The organism is Spirillospora sp. CA-142024 (genome assembly GCF_050942325.1).
GTDB lineage: Bacteria > Actinomycetota > Actinomycetes > Streptosporangiales > Streptosporangiaceae > Spirillospora.
In genome coordinates this window covers 1,469,932-1,486,239 of the sequence record NZ_CP192077.1, presented here as the reverse complement: position 1 = coordinate 1,486,239, position 16,308 = coordinate 1,469,932, and the positions used below count along the sequence as shown (strand labels likewise).

General features: G+C 70.1%; 16 protein-coding genes. 7 read left to right on the top strand and 9 right to left on the bottom strand.

The features are described 5' to 3' along the window. Positions 1–78: 78 nt before the first annotated feature. The gene (locus ACQPZP_RS07330; protein ID WP_433476874.1) at positions 79–1,395 is read right to left on the bottom strand and encodes a KamA family radical SAM protein; all 1,317 of its coding nucleotides are present in this window, start codon (positions 1,393–1,395) and stop codon (positions 79–81) included. Between the two features lie 394 nt (positions 1,396–1,789). On the opposite strand from ACQPZP_RS07330, the gene ACQPZP_RS07325 reads away from it, so the two are divergent. The 6 genes from ACQPZP_RS07325 (at position 1,790) to argS (ending at position 7,509) form a co-directional block, all read left to right on the top strand. After that, positions 1,790–2,515: a DUF998 domain-containing protein gene (locus tag ACQPZP_RS07325; RefSeq protein WP_433476873.1), complete on the top strand. Its 726-nt coding sequence runs from the start codon at positions 1,790–1,792 to the stop codon at positions 2,513–2,515. After that, a complete protein-coding gene (locus ACQPZP_RS07320; protein ID WP_433476872.1) occupies positions 2,506–3,384 on the top strand; it encodes an alpha/beta fold hydrolase in 879 nt (292 codons plus the stop codon). Before ACQPZP_RS07325 ends, ACQPZP_RS07320 begins: the two co-directional genes overlap by 10 nt. Next, the gene (locus tag ACQPZP_RS07315; RefSeq protein ID WP_433476871.1) at positions 3,381–3,752 is read left to right on the top strand and encodes a hypothetical protein; all 372 of its coding nucleotides are present in this window, start codon (positions 3,381–3,383) and stop codon (positions 3,750–3,752) included. Before ACQPZP_RS07320 ends, ACQPZP_RS07315 begins: the two co-directional genes overlap by 4 nt. A gap of 136 nt (positions 3,753–3,888) precedes the next feature. Next, positions 3,889–4,347 (top strand): hypothetical protein, encoded by a 459-nt coding sequence (locus ACQPZP_RS07310; RefSeq protein ID WP_433479563.1) that lies wholly within the window; start codon positions 3,889–3,891, stop codon positions 4,345–4,347. 188 nt (positions 4,348–4,535) lie between these two features. Next, positions 4,536–5,711, top strand: a complete 1,176-nt coding sequence (gene plsX, locus ACQPZP_RS07305) for a phosphate acyltransferase PlsX (RefSeq protein WP_433479562.1) — start codon at positions 4,536–4,538, stop codon at positions 5,709–5,711. 52 nt (positions 5,712–5,763) lie between these two features. Further along, on the top strand, positions 5,764–7,509 hold the full coding sequence (gene argS, locus ACQPZP_RS07300) for an arginine--tRNA ligase (RefSeq protein WP_433476870.1): 1,746 nt from the start codon (positions 5,764–5,766) through the stop codon (positions 7,507–7,509). Between the two features lie 166 nt (positions 7,510–7,675). Here argS and ACQPZP_RS07295 read toward each other — a convergent pair whose 3' ends face one another. From ACQPZP_RS07295 to deoC, 6 genes are all read right to left on the bottom strand, one after another. Then, the gene (locus ACQPZP_RS07295) at positions 7,676–8,623 is read right to left on the bottom strand and encodes an LLM class flavin-dependent oxidoreductase (protein ID WP_433476869.1); all 948 of its coding nucleotides are present in this window, start codon (positions 8,621–8,623) and stop codon (positions 7,676–7,678) included. Continuing rightward, positions 8,620–8,868, bottom strand: a complete 249-nt coding sequence (locus tag ACQPZP_RS07290; RefSeq protein ID WP_433466853.1) for a DUF2630 family protein — start codon at positions 8,866–8,868, stop codon at positions 8,620–8,622. Before ACQPZP_RS07290 ends, ACQPZP_RS07295 begins: the two co-directional genes overlap by 4 nt. Before the next feature lie 6 nt (positions 8,869–8,874). Continuing rightward, on the bottom strand, positions 8,875–9,585 hold the full coding sequence (locus tag ACQPZP_RS07285; RefSeq protein ID WP_433476868.1) for a hypothetical protein: 711 nt from the start codon (positions 9,583–9,585) through the stop codon (positions 8,875–8,877). Between the two features lie 241 nt (positions 9,586–9,826). Continuing rightward, positions 9,827–10,702, bottom strand: coding sequence for an aldehyde dehydrogenase family protein (locus ACQPZP_RS07280; protein WP_433476867.1), 876 nt, complete (start codon positions 10,700–10,702; stop codon positions 9,827–9,829). Beyond that, positions 10,695–12,128, bottom strand: coding sequence for an aldehyde dehydrogenase family protein (locus ACQPZP_RS07275; protein WP_433476866.1), 1,434 nt, complete (start codon positions 12,126–12,128; stop codon positions 10,695–10,697). The genes ACQPZP_RS07280 and ACQPZP_RS07275 overlap by 8 nt, the downstream gene beginning before the upstream one ends. A 6-nt stretch (positions 12,129–12,134) precedes the next feature. Further along, positions 12,135–13,058, bottom strand: coding sequence for a deoxyribose-phosphate aldolase (gene deoC / locus ACQPZP_RS07270; RefSeq protein ID WP_433476865.1), 924 nt, complete (start codon positions 13,056–13,058; stop codon positions 12,135–12,137). Between the two features lie 403 nt (positions 13,059–13,461). Here deoC and ACQPZP_RS07265 point away from each other — a divergent pair, with 403 nt between their 5' ends. Then, positions 13,462–14,097 (top strand): NUDIX domain-containing protein, encoded by a 636-nt coding sequence (locus ACQPZP_RS07265; RefSeq protein WP_433476864.1) that lies wholly within the window; start codon positions 13,462–13,464, stop codon positions 14,095–14,097. A 259-nt stretch (positions 14,098–14,356) separates the two neighbouring features. On the opposite strand, the gene ACQPZP_RS07260 is transcribed toward ACQPZP_RS07265, so the two are convergent. Continuing rightward, positions 14,357–15,004, bottom strand: coding sequence for a response regulator transcription factor (locus tag ACQPZP_RS07260; protein WP_433476863.1), 648 nt, complete (start codon positions 15,002–15,004; stop codon positions 14,357–14,359). Next, positions 14,989–16,248, bottom strand: coding sequence for a sensor histidine kinase (locus ACQPZP_RS07255; protein WP_433476862.1), 1,260 nt, complete (start codon positions 16,246–16,248; stop codon positions 14,989–14,991). The genes ACQPZP_RS07260 and ACQPZP_RS07255 overlap by 16 nt, the downstream gene beginning before the upstream one ends. Between the last annotated feature and the right edge of the window lie 60 nt (positions 16,249–16,308).

The window sequence follows — 16,308 nt, the reverse complement described above, 5'->3', positions numbered from 1 at the left end:
GCTCCTACTCACTTGGGTCCGGGTACGTACCCAGATGGCGTGTTCGCCCTGGGCCGGGCGAACACGCCATCACGGCGGTTACTTCTGCCAGGGGAAGCGGTCGGCGAAGGCGGGCTTCAGGTCGTCCAGCCAGACCGCGTCGGGGTCGTACTGGGCGAAGAAGGGCTTGCCTACCAGGTCGGCGTCACGGCACTGGATGAAGTGCAGCGCGAACACCTTCTGGCCCATCAGGTCGAGGACGCCGTCCACGCAGACCTTGCCCGGGGTCGCCGACATGGACGGTCCCCGGACGGTGCGGGAGAGCCCGGAGACGTTCTTGTAGGCGTCCCGGAAGATCTCGTACGCACGGGCGAGCGGGACGGCGAAGTAATCCTGCGGTCCCGTGTCGCGCTCGATGAACATGTAGTACGGGACGAGTCCCATCCGCGTCTGGGTGCGCCACATGCTCTCCCACGTGGCGGCGTCGTCGTTGATCATCCGGATGAGCGGGGCCTGGGTGCGGATGATCGCCCCGGTGTCGCGGATGCGGCGGCAGGCCTCGGTGACCATGAGGGGCTCCAGCTCGCGCGGGTGCGTGAAGTGCGCCATGAACGCGAGGTTCTTGCCCGACTCCACGACCTGCTCGAACAGCCGGAGCATGTCGTCGGCGTCGGGATCGGTGACGAACTTCTGCGGCCAGTAGGCGAGCGACTTGGTCCCGATCCGGATGGATTCGAGCTGCTCCAGGTCGAGCAGCGGCTCGATGTAGCGGCGCAGCACCGGCTCGCCCATGATCATGGCGTCGCCGCCGGTGAACAGGACGCTGGTCACCTCGGGATGGGAGACGAGGTAGTCGCGCAGCGCGGTGGGCTCGTCGCCGGCCATCTTCAGGTCCGCCTCGCCGACGAACTGGGCCCAGCGGAAGCAGTACGTGCAGTACGCGTGGCAGGTCTGTCCCTGCTTGGGGAAGTACAGGACGGTCTCGTCGTACTTGTGCTGCATCCCCGGGATCTTGCCGTCCCCGAAGCTCGGGATGTTCAGCTCCATCTGGCCGGCGGGGTGCGGGTTCAGCCGCATCCGGACCACCCGGGCGGCGGCCTCGATCTCGGCCTTCGGGGCCTCGCGGCGCAGCAGGTCCGACAGGTGCGCGACGTCCTCGGCCGGGAGCATGTCCTCCTGCGGGAAGACCAGCCGGTAGATCGGATCGTCGGGCGCGGCCGACCAGTCGATCAGTTCGTCGATCACGTAGGCGTTCGTCCGGAACGGAAGGACCGTCGCCACGGCCCGGGTCGCGAGGCGCTGGGCGGGCGACAGCCCCGCACGAGCTGTGAGCTCGTCAAGGTGCTTCGCCGTGAAGGCGCGGAACTTGCGACCTGTGGATCGCACTGCGGGAGCCGCGTCGTTCACCAGTGTCACGTGTTGGTACTCCTTGCTGTCAGCGGGGAAACGCACAGCCGGCGGGATCGCACCCCCGGTGCGTCGTCACGGACCGTGATCAGTTCTGCTTGAGACACCCCCATTCAACCGTTTGGGACGGGTTAATGCCGAATTAATACCCCATACCGGTCAAGGGCAACGGCAGGTCACGGCGGACTATCCCGACATATCGCCTCGTCATCATGCTGGACGTCCCGCCGCTTGTACAACGACTACGACACGTCAACTTCTCCATCACCCTGCGGCAAGGCCTCGGCCAGCGGATACTCGTCAAACGCCGCCCCAGGTCACCGACCGGCGGGATCTTCGGAAATACTGGGCTGGGCGGGCAGGACCGATCGGCGCACGATCGTGCGGGCGGGAGGGGGGCCGGGTGGACTCTGACGTGCGGGAAGGGCCGGGCGTCGTACCCATGCGCGTGATCGTCCTCGCGCTGGTGGCGGCGATCAGCTACAGCACGTTCTTCCTGGAGAACGTGCTCAGCCCGAAGCTGGACTTCCTCAACGGCTATGTGAGCGAACTCTCGGCCGTCGACCAGCCGTTCCACCTCGTCTACAGCGGCGGCGACTTCATCACCGGCGTGCTGTCGATCCTGGTGTCGGTCGCGACGCTCCGCAGGCTCACGCGCAAGCCTCTGGCCACGGCCGGGTGGGCGTTCCTCGGGCTCTTCGGCGTGTGCGCCATCGGCGACGCGTCCTTCCCGCTGGACTGCGCGCCGAGCCTGGAGACCTGGTGCGCGCTGCGGGAGCGATCCGAGAACGTGTCGTTCTCGCACGAGTTCCACTCGGTGACCAGCAGCGCCGTGATCGTCTGCGGGGTGGCCGCGCTGCTCTTGCTGTCCCTCGCCGCCCGCCGGTACGGCTGGTGGCCGGCGCTCGCCCGCTGGGGCTGGCTGCTCGCGCTCGCCGAGACCGTGTTCGCACTGAGCACCCTGGGGGCGATGTACCTGGGACAGTGGCTCGGGATCGTGCAGCGCGTGCAGATCACCGTCCTGTGCCTGGGGCTGCTGACGATCGCGTGGGCGCTGTACTCCGACCGGCGGGACGCGACACGGGACGCACGGGAAACGTCGGCGGCGCGGGAGGGGGCATGTCTGTGAACGGTGCGGGCGAGATCGTGAACGTGGGCCGCGAGCAGGTGCACGTGGTCGATTCGGGGCCGCTGGACGCACCACCGCTGCTGCTGAGCTCCGGGCTGGGCGGCGCCTGGTTCGACTGGACCCCGGCGGTGGCACTGCTGCGCGACGAGTACCGGGTCACCGTGTTCGACCGCCCCGGCCTCGGCCTCAGCCCGGCGGCGGTCGCACCGCCGTCGCTGCGCCGCGACACCGCGATCATGGAGGCGCTGGCGGAGCGCGCCGGCCGGCCGGTGATCGTCCTCGCCCACTCGATGGCGGCGTTCCACGCCGAGGCGCTGGCCAGGCTGCGGCCGGAACTCGTCCGGGGCATGGTGCTGGTCGATCCGAGCTACGAGCGCGACCCGCAGGTGAGGGTGCGGCTCGCCGCCGCACTGACCCCGCTCGCCACGGCGACGGGCGCGTTCCTCGGCGCGACGCGGCTGTCGAAGGCCGCCGGGCCGCTCGGGCGGCGGCTGGTCCTCAAGCACACCAGCCGGCGCGACGAGGCCGTCCCGGAGGACGTCGTGCGGTCGGTGTACGGGCGCGGCACGGTGATCGGCGCGGTCATCGCGGAGGAGCTGGCCTACCGGGAGGAGGCCGCCGACCTGGCGCGGCTGCGCGAGCGGCGCCCGTTCCCGCCCGTCCCGCTGACCGTGGTCACCGCACTGGGGGACGTGGAGAAACCGGACAAGAAGCGCGAATGGTCCGAGGACCACGAGCACCTCGCGCGGATGAGCCCGCGGGGAAGCCGGATCGAGCTGCCGGACGCCCTGCACATGGTGCCGCTCGACCGTCCCGACGTGGTGGCCGACGCGGTCGCCGGCCTGCGCCGGGCGGAGATCGCCTCATGAGACGCGTTCCGGCCGTGCTGCTGGCCGTCCTGCTCGCGGTGACCATGTCCGGCTGCAAGGTCATGCAGAGGATCTCGGACGGGGCGTACCGCAACGCCGTCGCCGACGGCGTCGTGGACGAGCTGAAGGCGCGGGGGATCGAGCTGGAGGCCCGTCCCACGTGCGAGTCGCCGGGACGTGAGAGCGACTCCGTGGTGCGCGTCGGCTGCACGGCCCGCACCATGACCGGCGAACCGGTCAAAGTGGAGGGCGTCGCGCTCAACGCCGACACGGCCGATCCACGGGAGTCCTACGTCGTCACCGTGGGCGGGCGCGAGGTGCTGCGCAAGGACTGCCTCGGCCTCGGCTGCGACCAGCAGAACCGCTGAGCCGGCAGGACCGGCCCGGGCGCGGGGCAGGGAAGCCGGGCAAGAATCCGCATACGGAACGGAAAAACCCACCACCCGGTGCATACGCCCGCGTACCGTCGGTGACGTAGCCATTGTGAAGATACCTCGCGTGAACATGGCCCGCGTGAAGACGGCCCGCGTGAACCTCGCCCGTGTGAAGGTGCCGCGCCTCAAGATGAGCCGCACCATGGCTCTGATCCTGGGTTCCGCCGCGCTCCTCGTGGTCGCCGCGGTGGCCGGCGGCGCGTACCTGCTGCTGTCGGGCCACGAGGAGTTGACCTACAAGACACAGGCCGCGCTGCGCAAGGCGCTGCCCGTGACCGCCACCGCCGAGCTGCACAAGCGCGGCGTGACGCTGACGTCGGCGCTGAAGTGCGAGGACCTGCCCGGCTGGACACCGAGGAAGATGCGCGTGTCCTGCACCGGCACGACCTCGGACAAGAAGCCGGTCGAGGTCATCGGCAGCGGTGAGCAGGCGACTCGCAAGAACAACTACACGATCCTCGTGGACGGCCGGCCGGTCGTGGAGAACGCGCCGTGCCTGGGAGCCGACTGCGTGAAGAAGGAGGGCTGACCGGGACGGCGTGACGATCGCCACTCCGGCCGGGCACCGTCAAGACGGGTGGAAGAACGCCATACGATGCGATGAGCTGCGTTCTTGCGGCGCACCGCGTTTCCGTCCACCCTCCTGGAGCGGCCATGACCGGCACCGGCGAGCCGTCGCGCGCCGCGACGCCTCGCCCCGCGGTGCCTCGCCCTGCGATGCCGCGCCGGCCGGCGCCGGTGCGCCCGCTGCCGATCGCCGTCGACACGATGGGCGGCGACCACGCCCCTGCGGAGATCATCGAGGGCGCGGTCGACGCGGTCCGCGAGCACGGGGTCCGGGTGGTGCTGGTCGGGCAGGCGCCTCGGATCCGGCGGGAGCTGGACCGGCACGGCGCCGTCGGCAAGATCCCGATCGTGCACGCCGAGGAGGCCCTCGACATGGGCGAGGGCGCGCTCGCCAGCTGGCGCAAGCCCCGCTCGTCCATCGCGATCGCCTGCCACCTGATCAAGCAGGGCCGGGCGTCGGCGCTGGTGTCGGCGGGCAGCACCGCCGGGGTGGTGGCGACGTCGCGGCTGCGGCTGAAGGGCCAGCAGGGCGTGATGCGGCCGGCGATCGCGGTGACGCTGCCGACGCGTCCGCGGCCGACGATCCTGCTGGACTCGGGCGCCACCTCGGACGTCAAGCCGGAGACGCTCGTCCAGTTCGCCGCGCTCGGCACCGCGTACGCGCAGATCCTGCTGGGGCTGGACCGCCCGTCCGTGGGGCTGCTCAACATCGGCGCCGAGCCGGGCAAGGGGAACAAGCTCACCAAGCGGGCCCACGAGCTGCTCGCGGGCGGCAGCCACGGCATCGAGTTCGCCGGGAACGTGGAGGGCCACGACCTGCTCGGCGGCCGTGTGGACGTCATCGTCGCGGACGGGTTCACCGGCAACGTCGCGCTCAAGACCATGGAAGGGACGATCGGCACCGCCTTCGCCGAGATCCGCGACGCGATGACGTCCAGCCCGGCCGCCCGGATGGGCGCGCTGCTCCAGCGCCGCCGCCTCCAGGACCTGCGCGACCGCCTCGACCCCGACACCTATGGCGGCGGCGTGCTGCTCGGCCTGAACGGGACGGTCGTCATCGCGCACGGCGCCTCCCACGCCCGCGCCATCACCTCGGCGTGCGACCTGGCGCACCGGCTGGCCGCCGGGCGGATCGTCGAGCGGATCCGCGAGCAGGTCGCCGCGACCCGCACGTCCCGCTTCGGCCGCTGGACGCACGGCGAACGCGACTCGGAGCGGCCGGACCGGGCCGACCGGCCGGACCGGCCCGCCGAGGAGGTCCCGGAGCTCCCCTCCCCCGCCGCGAACACCGTCCCCGATCCCCAAGAGCCGCCCGCCGCGCCGTGACCGTCCGGAAAACCGGGTCAGGGCGCGGGCGCGTCGCCGATAACCTTGGAACATGCCCGATCCGCAACTCGTACTCGCCGCCCGGGTCCAGGCCGCGCTCAGCGCCGCCTTCGGACCGTCGTACGCGGACGCCGACCCGGTCATCCGGCCGTCGCAGTTCGCCGACCTTCAGGCCAACGTGGCGCTGCCGCTGGCCAAGAAGCTGGGCCGCAAGCCGCGAGAGGTGGCCGACGAGATCGTGCGCAACCTCGACACCGCCGGCGTGGTGTCGGACGTCGAGGTCAGCGGGCCGGGCTTCATCAACCTGACGCTCAGCGACGCGTGGATCGCCGGCGAGGCGCAGCGGGCCCTGGAGGACGAGCGGCTCGCCGTCCCCACGGCCGGCGAGCCGCAGAAGATCGTCGTCGAGTACTCCTCGCCGAACGTGGCGAAGGAGATGCACGTCGGTCACCTGCGGACCACGATCGTCGGGGACGCGATCGCGCGGATCCTGGCGTTCCTCGGCCACGACGTCGTCCGGGACAACCATGTCGGCGACTGGGGCACCCCGTTCGGCATGCTGATCGAGCACCTGCTCGACCTCGGTGAGGACGCCGCCGCGCGGGGCGACTCGTCCGTCAGCGACCTGACCGCGTTCTACCAGGCGGCACGGGAGAAGTTCGAAGGCGACGGGGAGTTCGCCGACCGGTCCCGCAGCCGGGTCGTCGCCCTCCAGGCGGGCGAGCCTGAGACGCTGCGGCTCTGGAACGTCCTCGTGGACGTGTCCAAGCAGTACTTCAACACCGCCTACGGGCAGCTCGGCGTCACCCTCACCGACGACGACATCAGGGGCGAGAGCTTCTACAACGACCTGCTCGCCCCGACCGTCCAGGAGCTTGAGGACAAGGGCATCGCGGTGATCAGCGACGGGGCGCTGTGCGCGTTCCCGCCCGGGTTCACCGGCCGCGAGGGCGAGCCCCTCCCGGTGATCATCCGGAAGAGCGACGGCGGTTACAACTACTCCACCACCGACCTCGCGACGATCCGGTACCGGGTCGACACCGAGCACGTCGACCGGATGATCTACGTGGTGGGCGCGCCGCAGTCGTTGCACTTCCAGATGGTGTTCGCCGTCGCGCGGATGGCGGGCTGGCTCAGCGACGAGGTACGGGCCGAGCACGCCCAGATCGGCAACGTCCTCGGCACCGACGGCAAGATCCTGCGGACCCGGGCCGGCGGCACCGTCAAGCTCTCCGAACTGCTGGACGAGGCCGTCGAGCGGGCCGGCGCGGTGTTCGACGAGATCCAGCACGACGAGCCGTTCGACGACGCGACCCGGGCGGAGATCGTCCAGGCGGTCGGCATCGGCGCGGTGAAGTACGCCGACCTGTCGGTGGCGCGCGACAGCGAGTACGTCTTCGACTTCGACCGGATGATCTCGTTCAACGGCAAGACCGGCCCGTACCTGCAGTACGCGACGGCGCGGATCCGGTCGATCTTCCGGAAGGGCAGCCTGGCGCCGGAGGACGCGACCGGCCCGATAGTCCTCGGCCACCCGGCCGAACGCACGCTGGCGCTGGAACTGCTCGGGTTCGGCGCCGTCCTGAAGCAGGCCGGCGACACCGCCGAACCGCACCGGCTGGCGAGCTACATCTACTCGGTCGCGGACGCGTACACGACGTTCTACGAGAACTGCCCGGTGCTCAAGGCCCCGGACGAGGCGACGAAGGCGTCCCGCCTGGCCCTGTGCGCGGCCACGCTGCACACCCTGGTCACCGGCCTCGGCCTCCTCGGCGTCCCGACCCCGGAACGCATGTAAGACCCAGACCTACGGGCAGGCGCGTGGAGCGAGCACAGCGAGCGGAACGCGCCTGCCCGCCGAGCCGGTCGACCGCAGCGACACGCCACAGCCCGCACGGTCGCAACACACCGGAACCGTGGCGTGAGGATCGACCGGCTCATCACGGGGGGTCCCAGGGGGATCGCTACCCCTGGGGAACACTGCGCGAGGACCGGCCGGTTTGCAACGAGGGTTCCAGGGGGTCGCTCCTCTGGGGAGACGCAGCCCGTTCGCGGGCGACCTGTTCGCGGACGGCGGGGACGACCTCCAGGGCGAACACCGGCAGCTGTTCGAGACCGCCGGCGAACAGGAACGAGTCGACGCCGTGGCCGACGGCCAGCTCGGTCAGCTCGTAGACCCACTGGCGCGGCGGGCCGTGCAGGAAACCCCGCGAGTCGCCCTCGTCGACCGCCCCTTCGAGGACGTAGACGCGGCGGATCTCGGCCGGTTCCCGGCCCGCCCGCAGTGCCGCCTCGTCGAGGCGGCGCTGACCGTCCACGAGCCGCTTCGGCGGGACGAGGGACGACGGCGCGATCCAGCCGTCGGCGACCCGCCCGGCCAGGTCGAGCCCGCGCGGCCCGGTGACGCCGAGCCAGATGCCGATCTGGTGCACCGGCGCCGGACCGGCCTGCGACGCCGCGAACCGGTAGTGCTCGCCCTTGAACCGCAGCCCGTTCTGGTCGCTCCAGTGCAGCCGGATGATCTGCACCGCCTCCTCCAGGGCGCGGCGGGCCGCCGCACCCCCGTGCCGCGGGCCGCCGTAGATCTCGATACCGTCCGGCGACATTCCCGAGCCGAGGCCGAGCTCGACGCGGCCGCCGCTGAGCCGGTCCATCGTCGCGATCGCCTTCGCGAGCGCGGCGGGCGGGCGCAGCGGCAGGCACGCCACCGCCGGCAGCACTCGGATCCGGGACGTGCCGGCCAGCACGGACGCCATCAGCGTGAGCGCGTCGACCGTGTCGCGCCGGTACGGCTGGTCGCGGACGCCGAGGAGATCGAGCCCGAACCGGTCCGCGTCCTGTGCGGCGCGGATCAGCGGTGCGGACGAGTCCGCGGCCAGCGACACACCGAACCGCAGGGGCGCACGCGTCATTGCAGGTAGCCTTCGACCTCGTCGGGCGGACGGACGCCGGTGCCGTCGTCCGGGTCCTCACCGGCCTCCAGCCGGGCCCTGCGCCGGCGCAGCAGGTCCCAGCACTGGTCCAGCGCGACCTCCAGCCGCTCCAGCCGCTGGTGCTCCTCCTCGCGACCGAGCTCGTCCCGCTGGTACCGCTCGCGGAGCCGCTGCTCCTCGCCCACGTACTCGCTGATGCGGGCCAGGATGTCCTTCTCGTCCATCGGCTTTCAGCGCTCGCGGCCGGCGTTCGTGAGCCCGCTGAGGAACCCGCCGTCCGTCCGCGTCGAATGCTGGAGCGAGTTCGTCTTCGGCTCGACGACGGGCGGCGTGGGCGCGGCCGCTGTCTTCGTGCCCTGCCGGGCGGGCGTCTTGCGGGTCGCGTTCCCGGACTTGGCGGCGGTCTTCGTTCTGGCCGCCCCCTTCGCCGCGCCGGACCGGGTGCTCGCCGTCGTCCGCGACGACGTCGACTTGCGGGCCGCGGTCGTCTTCGACTTGGGCGTGCTCGCCTTCTTCGCCGTGCTCCCCGTCTTGGTCTTGCGCGTCGTGGACGCCTTGGCCGCGGTCGTCCGGGCCGACGTCGTCGACCGCGAACGGCTCGACGCGGCCGACGGCTTGCGCGCCGTGCTCTTGGCCGACGACGGGCTCTTCCTCGCCGTCGTGCTCTTGGCCGACGTGGACTTGGCCGTCGTGGTGATGACCTTCGCCGCCGCGTCCATCGCCTTCGCGGCGTCGGACATCGCCTTGGTCGCGCTGGTCATCGCCTTGGTCATCGCCGTCATGGCCTTGGCCGACGTGGACGCCTTGGTCGCCACCGACTTCATCTGCGTCGCGGCGGTCTTGGCCTGGCTCGCGGCCTTCGTGACGCGGGTCGCCGCGGCCGCCGACGAGGTGGTCCGGGCGGCCGACGTCGACCGCTTCGCCGTGCTGCTCTTCGTCACGGTCGAGCGGGACGTCGTGGACCGCGTCGACGACTTCGCCGCCGAGGTCCGCTTCGCCGCCGGCTTCTTCGCGGTACCGGACTTGGTCGCTGATGTGCTCTTCGCACGACCGGCCGTCCCTCGGCTCGACGTCGTACGCGATGTGGTCTTGGTAGGCACTGATCTCCCCCCAGTGATGATCAGTTACGGGGAGATCTATTCCACACTTCGTGACCCTCTACACACGCAGCGTCAGCCCAGATCAGACGCCCACCGGGTGCCAGACGGTCTTGGTTTCCAGGAAGGCGGTCATGCGGGTGGTTGTGGGTTGGGTGGTCCAGTCGGTTTCGGTGGGGTGGTGGAGGCGTTTGAGGTTGTCGGCGGCTTGGTCTTGCAGGTCGTGGGTCTGGTCGTGGGGGATGCCGGTGAGGTCGAGGGCGTTGATGTCCATGTGGGAGGCCAGTGGGGGGGCGAGTTCGGTGCGGTGGCCGGTGAGGATGTTGACCACGCCGGCTGGGAGGTCGGAGGTGGCCAGGACTTCGGCGAGGGTGATGGCGGGGAGGGGGTTGGGTTGGGAGGCGATGAGGATGGTGGTGTTGCCGGTGACGATGACGGGGGCCAGGACCGAGACCAGGCCGAGGAGGGGTGAGTCGGGGGCGATGACGGCGACGACGCCGGTGGGTTCGGGGGTGGAGAAGTTGAAGTAGGGTCCGGCGACGGGGTTGGCGGCGCCGGTGACGGCGGTGAGTTTGTCGGCCCATCCGGCGTACCAGACCCACCGGTCGATGGCGGCGTCCACCTCGGCGGCGGCCTGGGGTTTGGTGGCGCCGGTGTGGCGGAGTTCGCCGGTGAACTGGTCGCGGCGGCCCTCGAGCATTTCGGCGATGCGGTAGAGGATTTGGGCGCGGTTGTAGGGGGTGCGGGCCGACCAGCCGGGGAAGGCTTTGCGGGCGGCGACCGCGGCGTCGCGGGCGTCTTTGCGGGAGGCTTGGGCGGCGTTGGCCAGGAACCGGCCTTTGGTGTCGGTCACGGGGTAGGACCTGCCTGACTCCGAACGCGGGAACGCGCCGCCGATGTACAGCTTGTAGGTTTTGCGGACGGCCAGCCGCTCAGAGAGTCGGTCAGTTCGTTCAGGCATTGAGGTATGCCTCCAGTCCGTGGCGTCCGCCCTCGCGGCCGAACCCCGATTCCTTGTAGCCGCCGAACGGGGAGGCCGGGTCGAACTTGTTGAAGGTGTTGGCCCACACCACCCCGGCCCGCAGCCGTTGCGCGGTCCACAGGATCTGCGAGCCCTTCTCGGTCCAGATCCCCGCCGACAACCCGTACGGGGTGTTGTTGGCCTTGGTGACGGCCTCCTCGGGGGTGCGGAACGTCAACACCGACAACACCGGCCCGAAGATCTCCTCGCCCGCGATCCGATGCGACTGCGCCACCCCGGTGAAGATCGTGGGCGCGAACCAGAACCCCTGCGCCGGCAGTTCGCACGGCGGCGACCACCGGTCCGCGCCCTCGTGTTCACCGGCGGCCGTCAACTCTTTGATCTTGGTGAGTTGTTCGGCGGAGTTGATCGCGCCGATGTCGGTGTTCTTGTCCAGGGGGTCACCGACCCGCAACGTCGCCATCCGGGCTTTGAGCCGGTCCAGGACCTGGCCTGCGACCGATTCCTGGACCAGCAGCCGCGACCCGGCGCAGCACACGTGCCCCTGGTTGAAGAAGATCCCGTTGACGATCCCCTCGACCGCCTGATCCAGGGCCGCGTCTTCGTAGACGATGTTGGCGGCCTTGCCGCCGAGTTCGAGGGTGAGGCGTTTGTTGGTGCCGGCGAGGGTGCGGGCGATCTGGCGGCCGACGTCGGTGGAGCCGGTGAAGGCGACCTTGTCGATCCCGTCATGGGCGACCAGCGCGGCGCCGGTGTCACCGGCGCCGGTGATGATGTTGACCACCCCGGGCGGCAACTCCGCCTGGCGGCAGATATCGGCGAACAGCAACGCCGAAAGCGGGGTGGTCTCGGCCGGTTTGAGCACCACGGTGTTGCCGCAGGCCAGGGCGGGGGCGATCTTCCAGGCCAGCATCAGCAGCGGGAAGTTCCACGGGATCACCTGCCCCGCCACCCCCACCGGCGCCGGATTCGCCCCGAACCCGGCGTGGGAGAGTTTGTCGGCCCACCCGGCGTAGTAGAAGAACCACGCCGCCACCAACGGCACGTCCACATCCCGCGACTCGCGGATCGGTTTGCCGTTGTCGATCGACTCCAACACGGCCAACTCCCGCGACCGCTCCTGGATGATCCGCGCGATCCGGTACAGATACTTGGCGCGCTCGGCGCCGGGCATCGGCCCCCACACCGACTCAAACGCAGCCCGCGCCGCTTGCACGGCACGATCGACATCCGAGGCGTCGGCACACGCGATGTCGGCCAGCACGCTCTCATCGGCCGGGTTGATCGACTTGAACGGCTCACCGTGCCCATCGACGAAATCACCGTTGATGAACAGCCCGTAGGAGGGCCGGATGTCGACGACCGACCGGGATTCGGGGGCCGGCGCATACTCGAACACTGCCATGATCCCTCAGTCCAGGGTGAAGTAGTCGGGACCGGAATACACACCGGTGGCCAGCTTGCGGCGCTGCATCAGCAGATCGTTCAACACACTGGACGCCCCCAGACGGAACCAGGCGGGCGACAGCCAGTCCGGCCCGGCCGTCTCGTTCACCAAAACCAGATACTTGATCGCGTCCTTGGTGGTGCGGATCCCCCCCGCCGGCTTCACCCCCACCTGCCGTCCCGTCGCCGCCCGGAAATCACGCACCGCCTCCAGCATCACCAACGTCACCGGAAGCGTCGCCGCCGGCGACACCTTCCCGGTCGAGGTCTTGATGAAATCCGCGCCCGCCCGCATCGCCAACCACGACGCACGCCGCACATGGTCCAGCGTGGCCAGCTCACCCGTCTCCAAAATCACCTTCAGATGCGCGGAACCACACGCCTCCTTCACCGCCACGATCTGCTCGAACACCGTCCCGTAGTCACCGGCCAGGAACGCGCCCCGATCGATCACCATGTCGATCTCCGACGCCCCCGCCGCCACCGCAGCCTTGGTGTCGGCCAGCTTGGCCTCCAACGGCGCCCGCCCCGACGGAAACGCCGTCGCCACACTGGCGACCCCGACCCCCGACCCGGCAAGCGCCCCGACGGCCGTCTCCACCATGTCGGGATACACACACACCGCCGCCACCTTCGGCACCGAGGCATCGGAGGGGTCGGGGTGGGCGGCCTTGGCGCACAACGCCCGCACCTTCCCCGCCGTGTCCGCACCCTCCAACGTGGTCAGATCCACCATCGAAATCGCCAGATCGATCGCCGCCGCCTTCGCCGACGTCTTGATCGACCGCGACGCCAACCGCACCGCCCGCTCCTCGGCCCCCACCTGATCCACACCCGGCAGACCACGCAGGAACGCACGCAGTTCGGCAGCGCTGTTCAGAGTCTCCATTGACACTCCCCCAGCATCGCCGAATCACGCTCCCGGCACAAAACGGACGACTTGATCGACCAGTGACCGCCTTCAGCCGCTCGTGGGCGGAGGACACGCCGTCGGACGACCTGGAGAGGGCCCACACCACTTCGTCACGGGTTCGGGTCTCGTGTGGCGTGCCGGGGATGAGCGGGCGGGTGTCACCCCGCGGAACCTGGTGCCTCACGGCGCGCGCAAATCCGACACATTAGAAATTTGCAAACAAAGGGGAAATTCTTCCGTACGACTCGGGGTCCCGACTCGAATTTTCCACCACTCCACTCTCGGGGGTTGCCGAAGATCATCCGTTCCGGACGGTCATCACTGCGGCCCAAGGCCGTACAGGCATCGAAAACAAAACCACGACAGGAGTTGGTCGGGGATGAATAAACCCACCATCCGCGAATGGCAGAAGTGCGACGGGTTGTGCGTCACAATTCTGCCGTTCGACGACGAAGGCAATCTCTGGGCCGGCGTCAGCCAGCAGACCGGCGGGATCTACTGGCCCGCCGGTCACATCGACGAGTTCCGAGGGTCCGCCCCTGCGGCCAAGGGTGAGCTCTCGGAGGAGATGGGCTTCAGCGCCCGTCACCTGAAGAAGCTGAACTCGGAGATGATCTGGACGCCGAACAACTGCCAGCGCGAGTACAGCTTCAAGAAACGTGGACACTGGTGGGACCTCTACCAGGCCCTGGTCGACGGGACGCCTCGTCTCGAGTCCAGGGCCTTCAAGAGCGCCCGCCTGTTCACTCCCGCGGAGCTGCGGTCTCTCGGGGATCGGACGCTGTGTTCCCTTCACGGGCAGACCTCGGGATACACGCGCCGGCTGGGCCAGGACGGCGAGTTCATCGATCCGCTGTGGCTGCTCTTCCTCTCGGAGGCCGGCCTCATCGACCTGAACGAGGAAGACCTCGAACTGGTCATGCTGGTCGTCGCGAACTCGGAGAGGCTGCCGGCAGGGTCTCCCGGGGCACCAGACCCGGGTCGGCCGGACGCACGGGCCGGCGGGCCTCGGTAGAACAGGCGCACGACCTCGCGGGCGACGTGGAATGAATTCACGTCGTGACCGCATGGAGTGCGCGGGCACACGGTTTTCCGCGCCACCGTCGCGGAGACCTCTACACGGGCCGGAATACCCCTGACGGGCGAATTCCGGGCCAATCGATTCCGGGTGGGCAAGGCTCAGTTGCCCACCCGGAATTCTTGTCTCGCCAGCCACTTCAGCGGAATGGGCTTTGACCCCGCGCGGCTCTTCGTCGCCGAACTGGACGAGTGGATCAGGTCTGGTTCAGGTAGGTGAGGACGGCGAGGACGCGGCGGTTGCCGTCGTCGTCATCGGTTATGCCGAGTTTGCCGAACATGGACGTCGTGTATTTGCTGATGGCACTCTCGCTGAGGTAGAGCCGCCGGCCGATGGCCTGGTTGGACAGTCCTTCGGCCATGAGGCCGAGCACGGAGTGCTCGCGTTCGGTGAGCCCTTCGAGCCGCCGGTTGGAGGACCCGCTGGACAGCAGTTTGCCGATGACGGCGGGGTCCATGGCGGTGCCGCCGGCGGCGACGCGCTCCAGGGCGTCGATGAACTGGTCGGCCTCGAAGACGCTCTCCTTGAGGAAATAGCCGATGCCGCCGCTGCCGTCGGCCAGGAGCTCACGGGCGTACAGCTGCTCGACATGCTGGGAGAGGATCAGGATCGGGAGTCCAGGCACTTCGCGGCGGGCGGCGAGAGCCGCCCGCAGGCCCTCGTCCGACTGGGTCGGCGGCATCCGGACGTCGACGACGGAGACGTCCGGCCGCCATTTCAGCAGCGCGTCGACCGTCTCGGGGCCGGTGGTCGCCGTCGCGACCACCTGGTGCCCGTACGCCTCGATGAGGCGGACCATTCCGTCGCGCAGGAGGTAGAGGTCTTCGGCTACAACGATTCGCATGGCACCGCCATTGTCGCGCGGGTCGGGCCGCCCGGCGGGCTGGTGATCTCCAGCGTGCCGTCGAAGACGGCGAGGCGGCGGCGCAGTCCCTCCAGTCCGCCGCCGGGGCGCGCGCCGGCCCCGCCCCGGCCGTCGTCCTCGACGTGGACGACGATGGCGGTGCCGTCCTCGGCGATGGAGATCCGCGCGCGGGTCGCCCGGGCGTGCTTGATCGCGTTGGTCAGCAGCTCGGCGATGCCGAAGTACATGGCGGACTCGATCGGCGGGTCCAGGCGCGGCCGGAGGTCCGCGGCGACGGTGGTTTCGAGAGGGCTGTCCAGAGCGAGGGTCCGGACGGCGTCGACGAGTCCTCGCTCGTTCAGGACCGGCGGGTTGATGCCCTTGACCAGTTCGCGGAGTTCGGTCACCGATGTGGCGGCGCCGGCCCGCGCCTCCCGGAGCAGCGCCTTGGCCTGGTCGGGGTCGGTCTCCATCAGCTTCTCCGCGGTCGCCAGGGAGAGCCCGAGTGCGACGAGGCGTGCCTGCGCCCCGTCGTGCAGGTCCCGTTCGATCCGGCGGATCTCGGCGGCCTGCGCGACCGTCGTGTCCGCGCGCTGGGCCGTCAGCTCGTCCACCCGGTCCGCAAGTTCCATCGCCGGCGTCGCGCGCAGGAAGCGGACGGCCACCGGCTCGACGGGCCGCCAGGCGTAGGGGGCAGTGGCGATGGCCACGACCAGTCCGAGCGCCCCGGCGGCGCGCGCGGCCGGATCCGGGTGGCCGAGCCCGAGGACCGCCGCGGCCACCCCGGCGGGCGGAAGGCACGCGACCACACCGGCGGTGAACGGCACGAGCGCCGTGAACCGGAGGTCGCGCCAGTTGGCGGGGTCGCGCCACCGGACCCGCCATTTCTGGTCCAGCAGGGCATCGTGCTTTGTGCGCTCGTAGCTGTAGCCGTTCCACCAGTACCCGGTGGACATCCGCGTCACCGGCCCCGCCTCCTGATAGCCGGCGGGGATGACGGTGCCGGTCCACCTCGCGACGAGGTGGCGCACGATGCGGCAGACCGGGCGGGACAGTGCGAGCGTGCCCACGAACACCAGCACGAGCGGCGCCACCCATGACCACGGGTTCGTCGCGCCCCACCAGATCCCCAGCGCCACCGCGGCGGCCCACACGGCCGGTACCAGCATGCTGACACCGGCCACGACGCACGCCCGCACGAACCCGACGCCTGCGTGCCCCAGCCACGAACCCAGCTGCCTCATGTCTCTTCCCTCGCGTTCCGTTCGGTGCCCCTACTCTGCACCGCGCGAAGCCCGCTGCCG

Bases quoted from the DNA above. Each gene is read 5' to 3' on its own strand.
- ACQPZP_RS07320 (WP_433476872.1), top strand. From the start codon at position 2,506: ATGTCTGTGAACGGTGCGGGCGAGATCGTGAACGTGGGCCGCGAGCAG.
- ACQPZP_RS07315 (WP_433476871.1), top strand. From the start codon at position 3,381: ATGAGACGCGTTCCGGCCGTGCTGCTGGCCGTCCTGCTCGCGGTGACC.
- ACQPZP_RS07310 (WP_433479563.1), top strand. From the start codon at position 3,889: ATGGCCCGCGTGAAGACGGCCCGCGTGAACCTCGCCCGTGTGAAGGTG.
- plsX (WP_433479562.1), top strand. From the start codon at position 4,536: ATGCCGCGCCGGCCGGCGCCGGTGCGCCCGCTGCCGATCGCCGTCGAC.
- argS (WP_433476870.1), top strand. From the start codon at position 5,764: ATGCCCGATCCGCAACTCGTACTCGCCGCCCGGGTCCAGGCCGCGCTC.
- ACQPZP_RS07295 (WP_433476869.1), bottom strand. From the start codon at position 8,623: ATGACGCGTGCGCCCCTGCGGTTCGGTGTGTCGCTGGCCGCGGACTCG.
- ACQPZP_RS07290 (WP_433466853.1), bottom strand. From the start codon at position 8,868: ATGGACGAGAAGGACATCCTGGCCCGCATCAGCGAGTACGTGGGCGAG.
- ACQPZP_RS07280 (WP_433476867.1), bottom strand. From the start codon at position 10,702: ATGCCTGAACGAACTGACCGACTCTCTGAGCGGCTGGCCGTCCGCAAA.
- ACQPZP_RS07275 (WP_433476866.1), bottom strand. From the start codon at position 12,128: ATGGCAGTGTTCGAGTATGCGCCGGCCCCCGAATCCCGGTCGGTCGTC.
- deoC (WP_433476865.1), bottom strand. From the start codon at position 13,058: ATGGAGACTCTGAACAGCGCTGCCGAACTGCGTGCGTTCCTGCGTGGT.
- ACQPZP_RS07265 (WP_433476864.1), top strand. From the start codon at position 13,462: ATGAATAAACCCACCATCCGCGAATGGCAGAAGTGCGACGGGTTGTGC.
- ACQPZP_RS07260 (WP_433476863.1), bottom strand. From the start codon at position 15,004: ATGCGAATCGTTGTAGCCGAAGACCTCTACCTCCTGCGCGACGGAATG.
- ACQPZP_RS07255 (WP_433476862.1), bottom strand. From the start codon at position 16,248: ATGAGGCAGCTGGGTTCGTGGCTGGGGCACGCAGGCGTCGGGTTCGTG.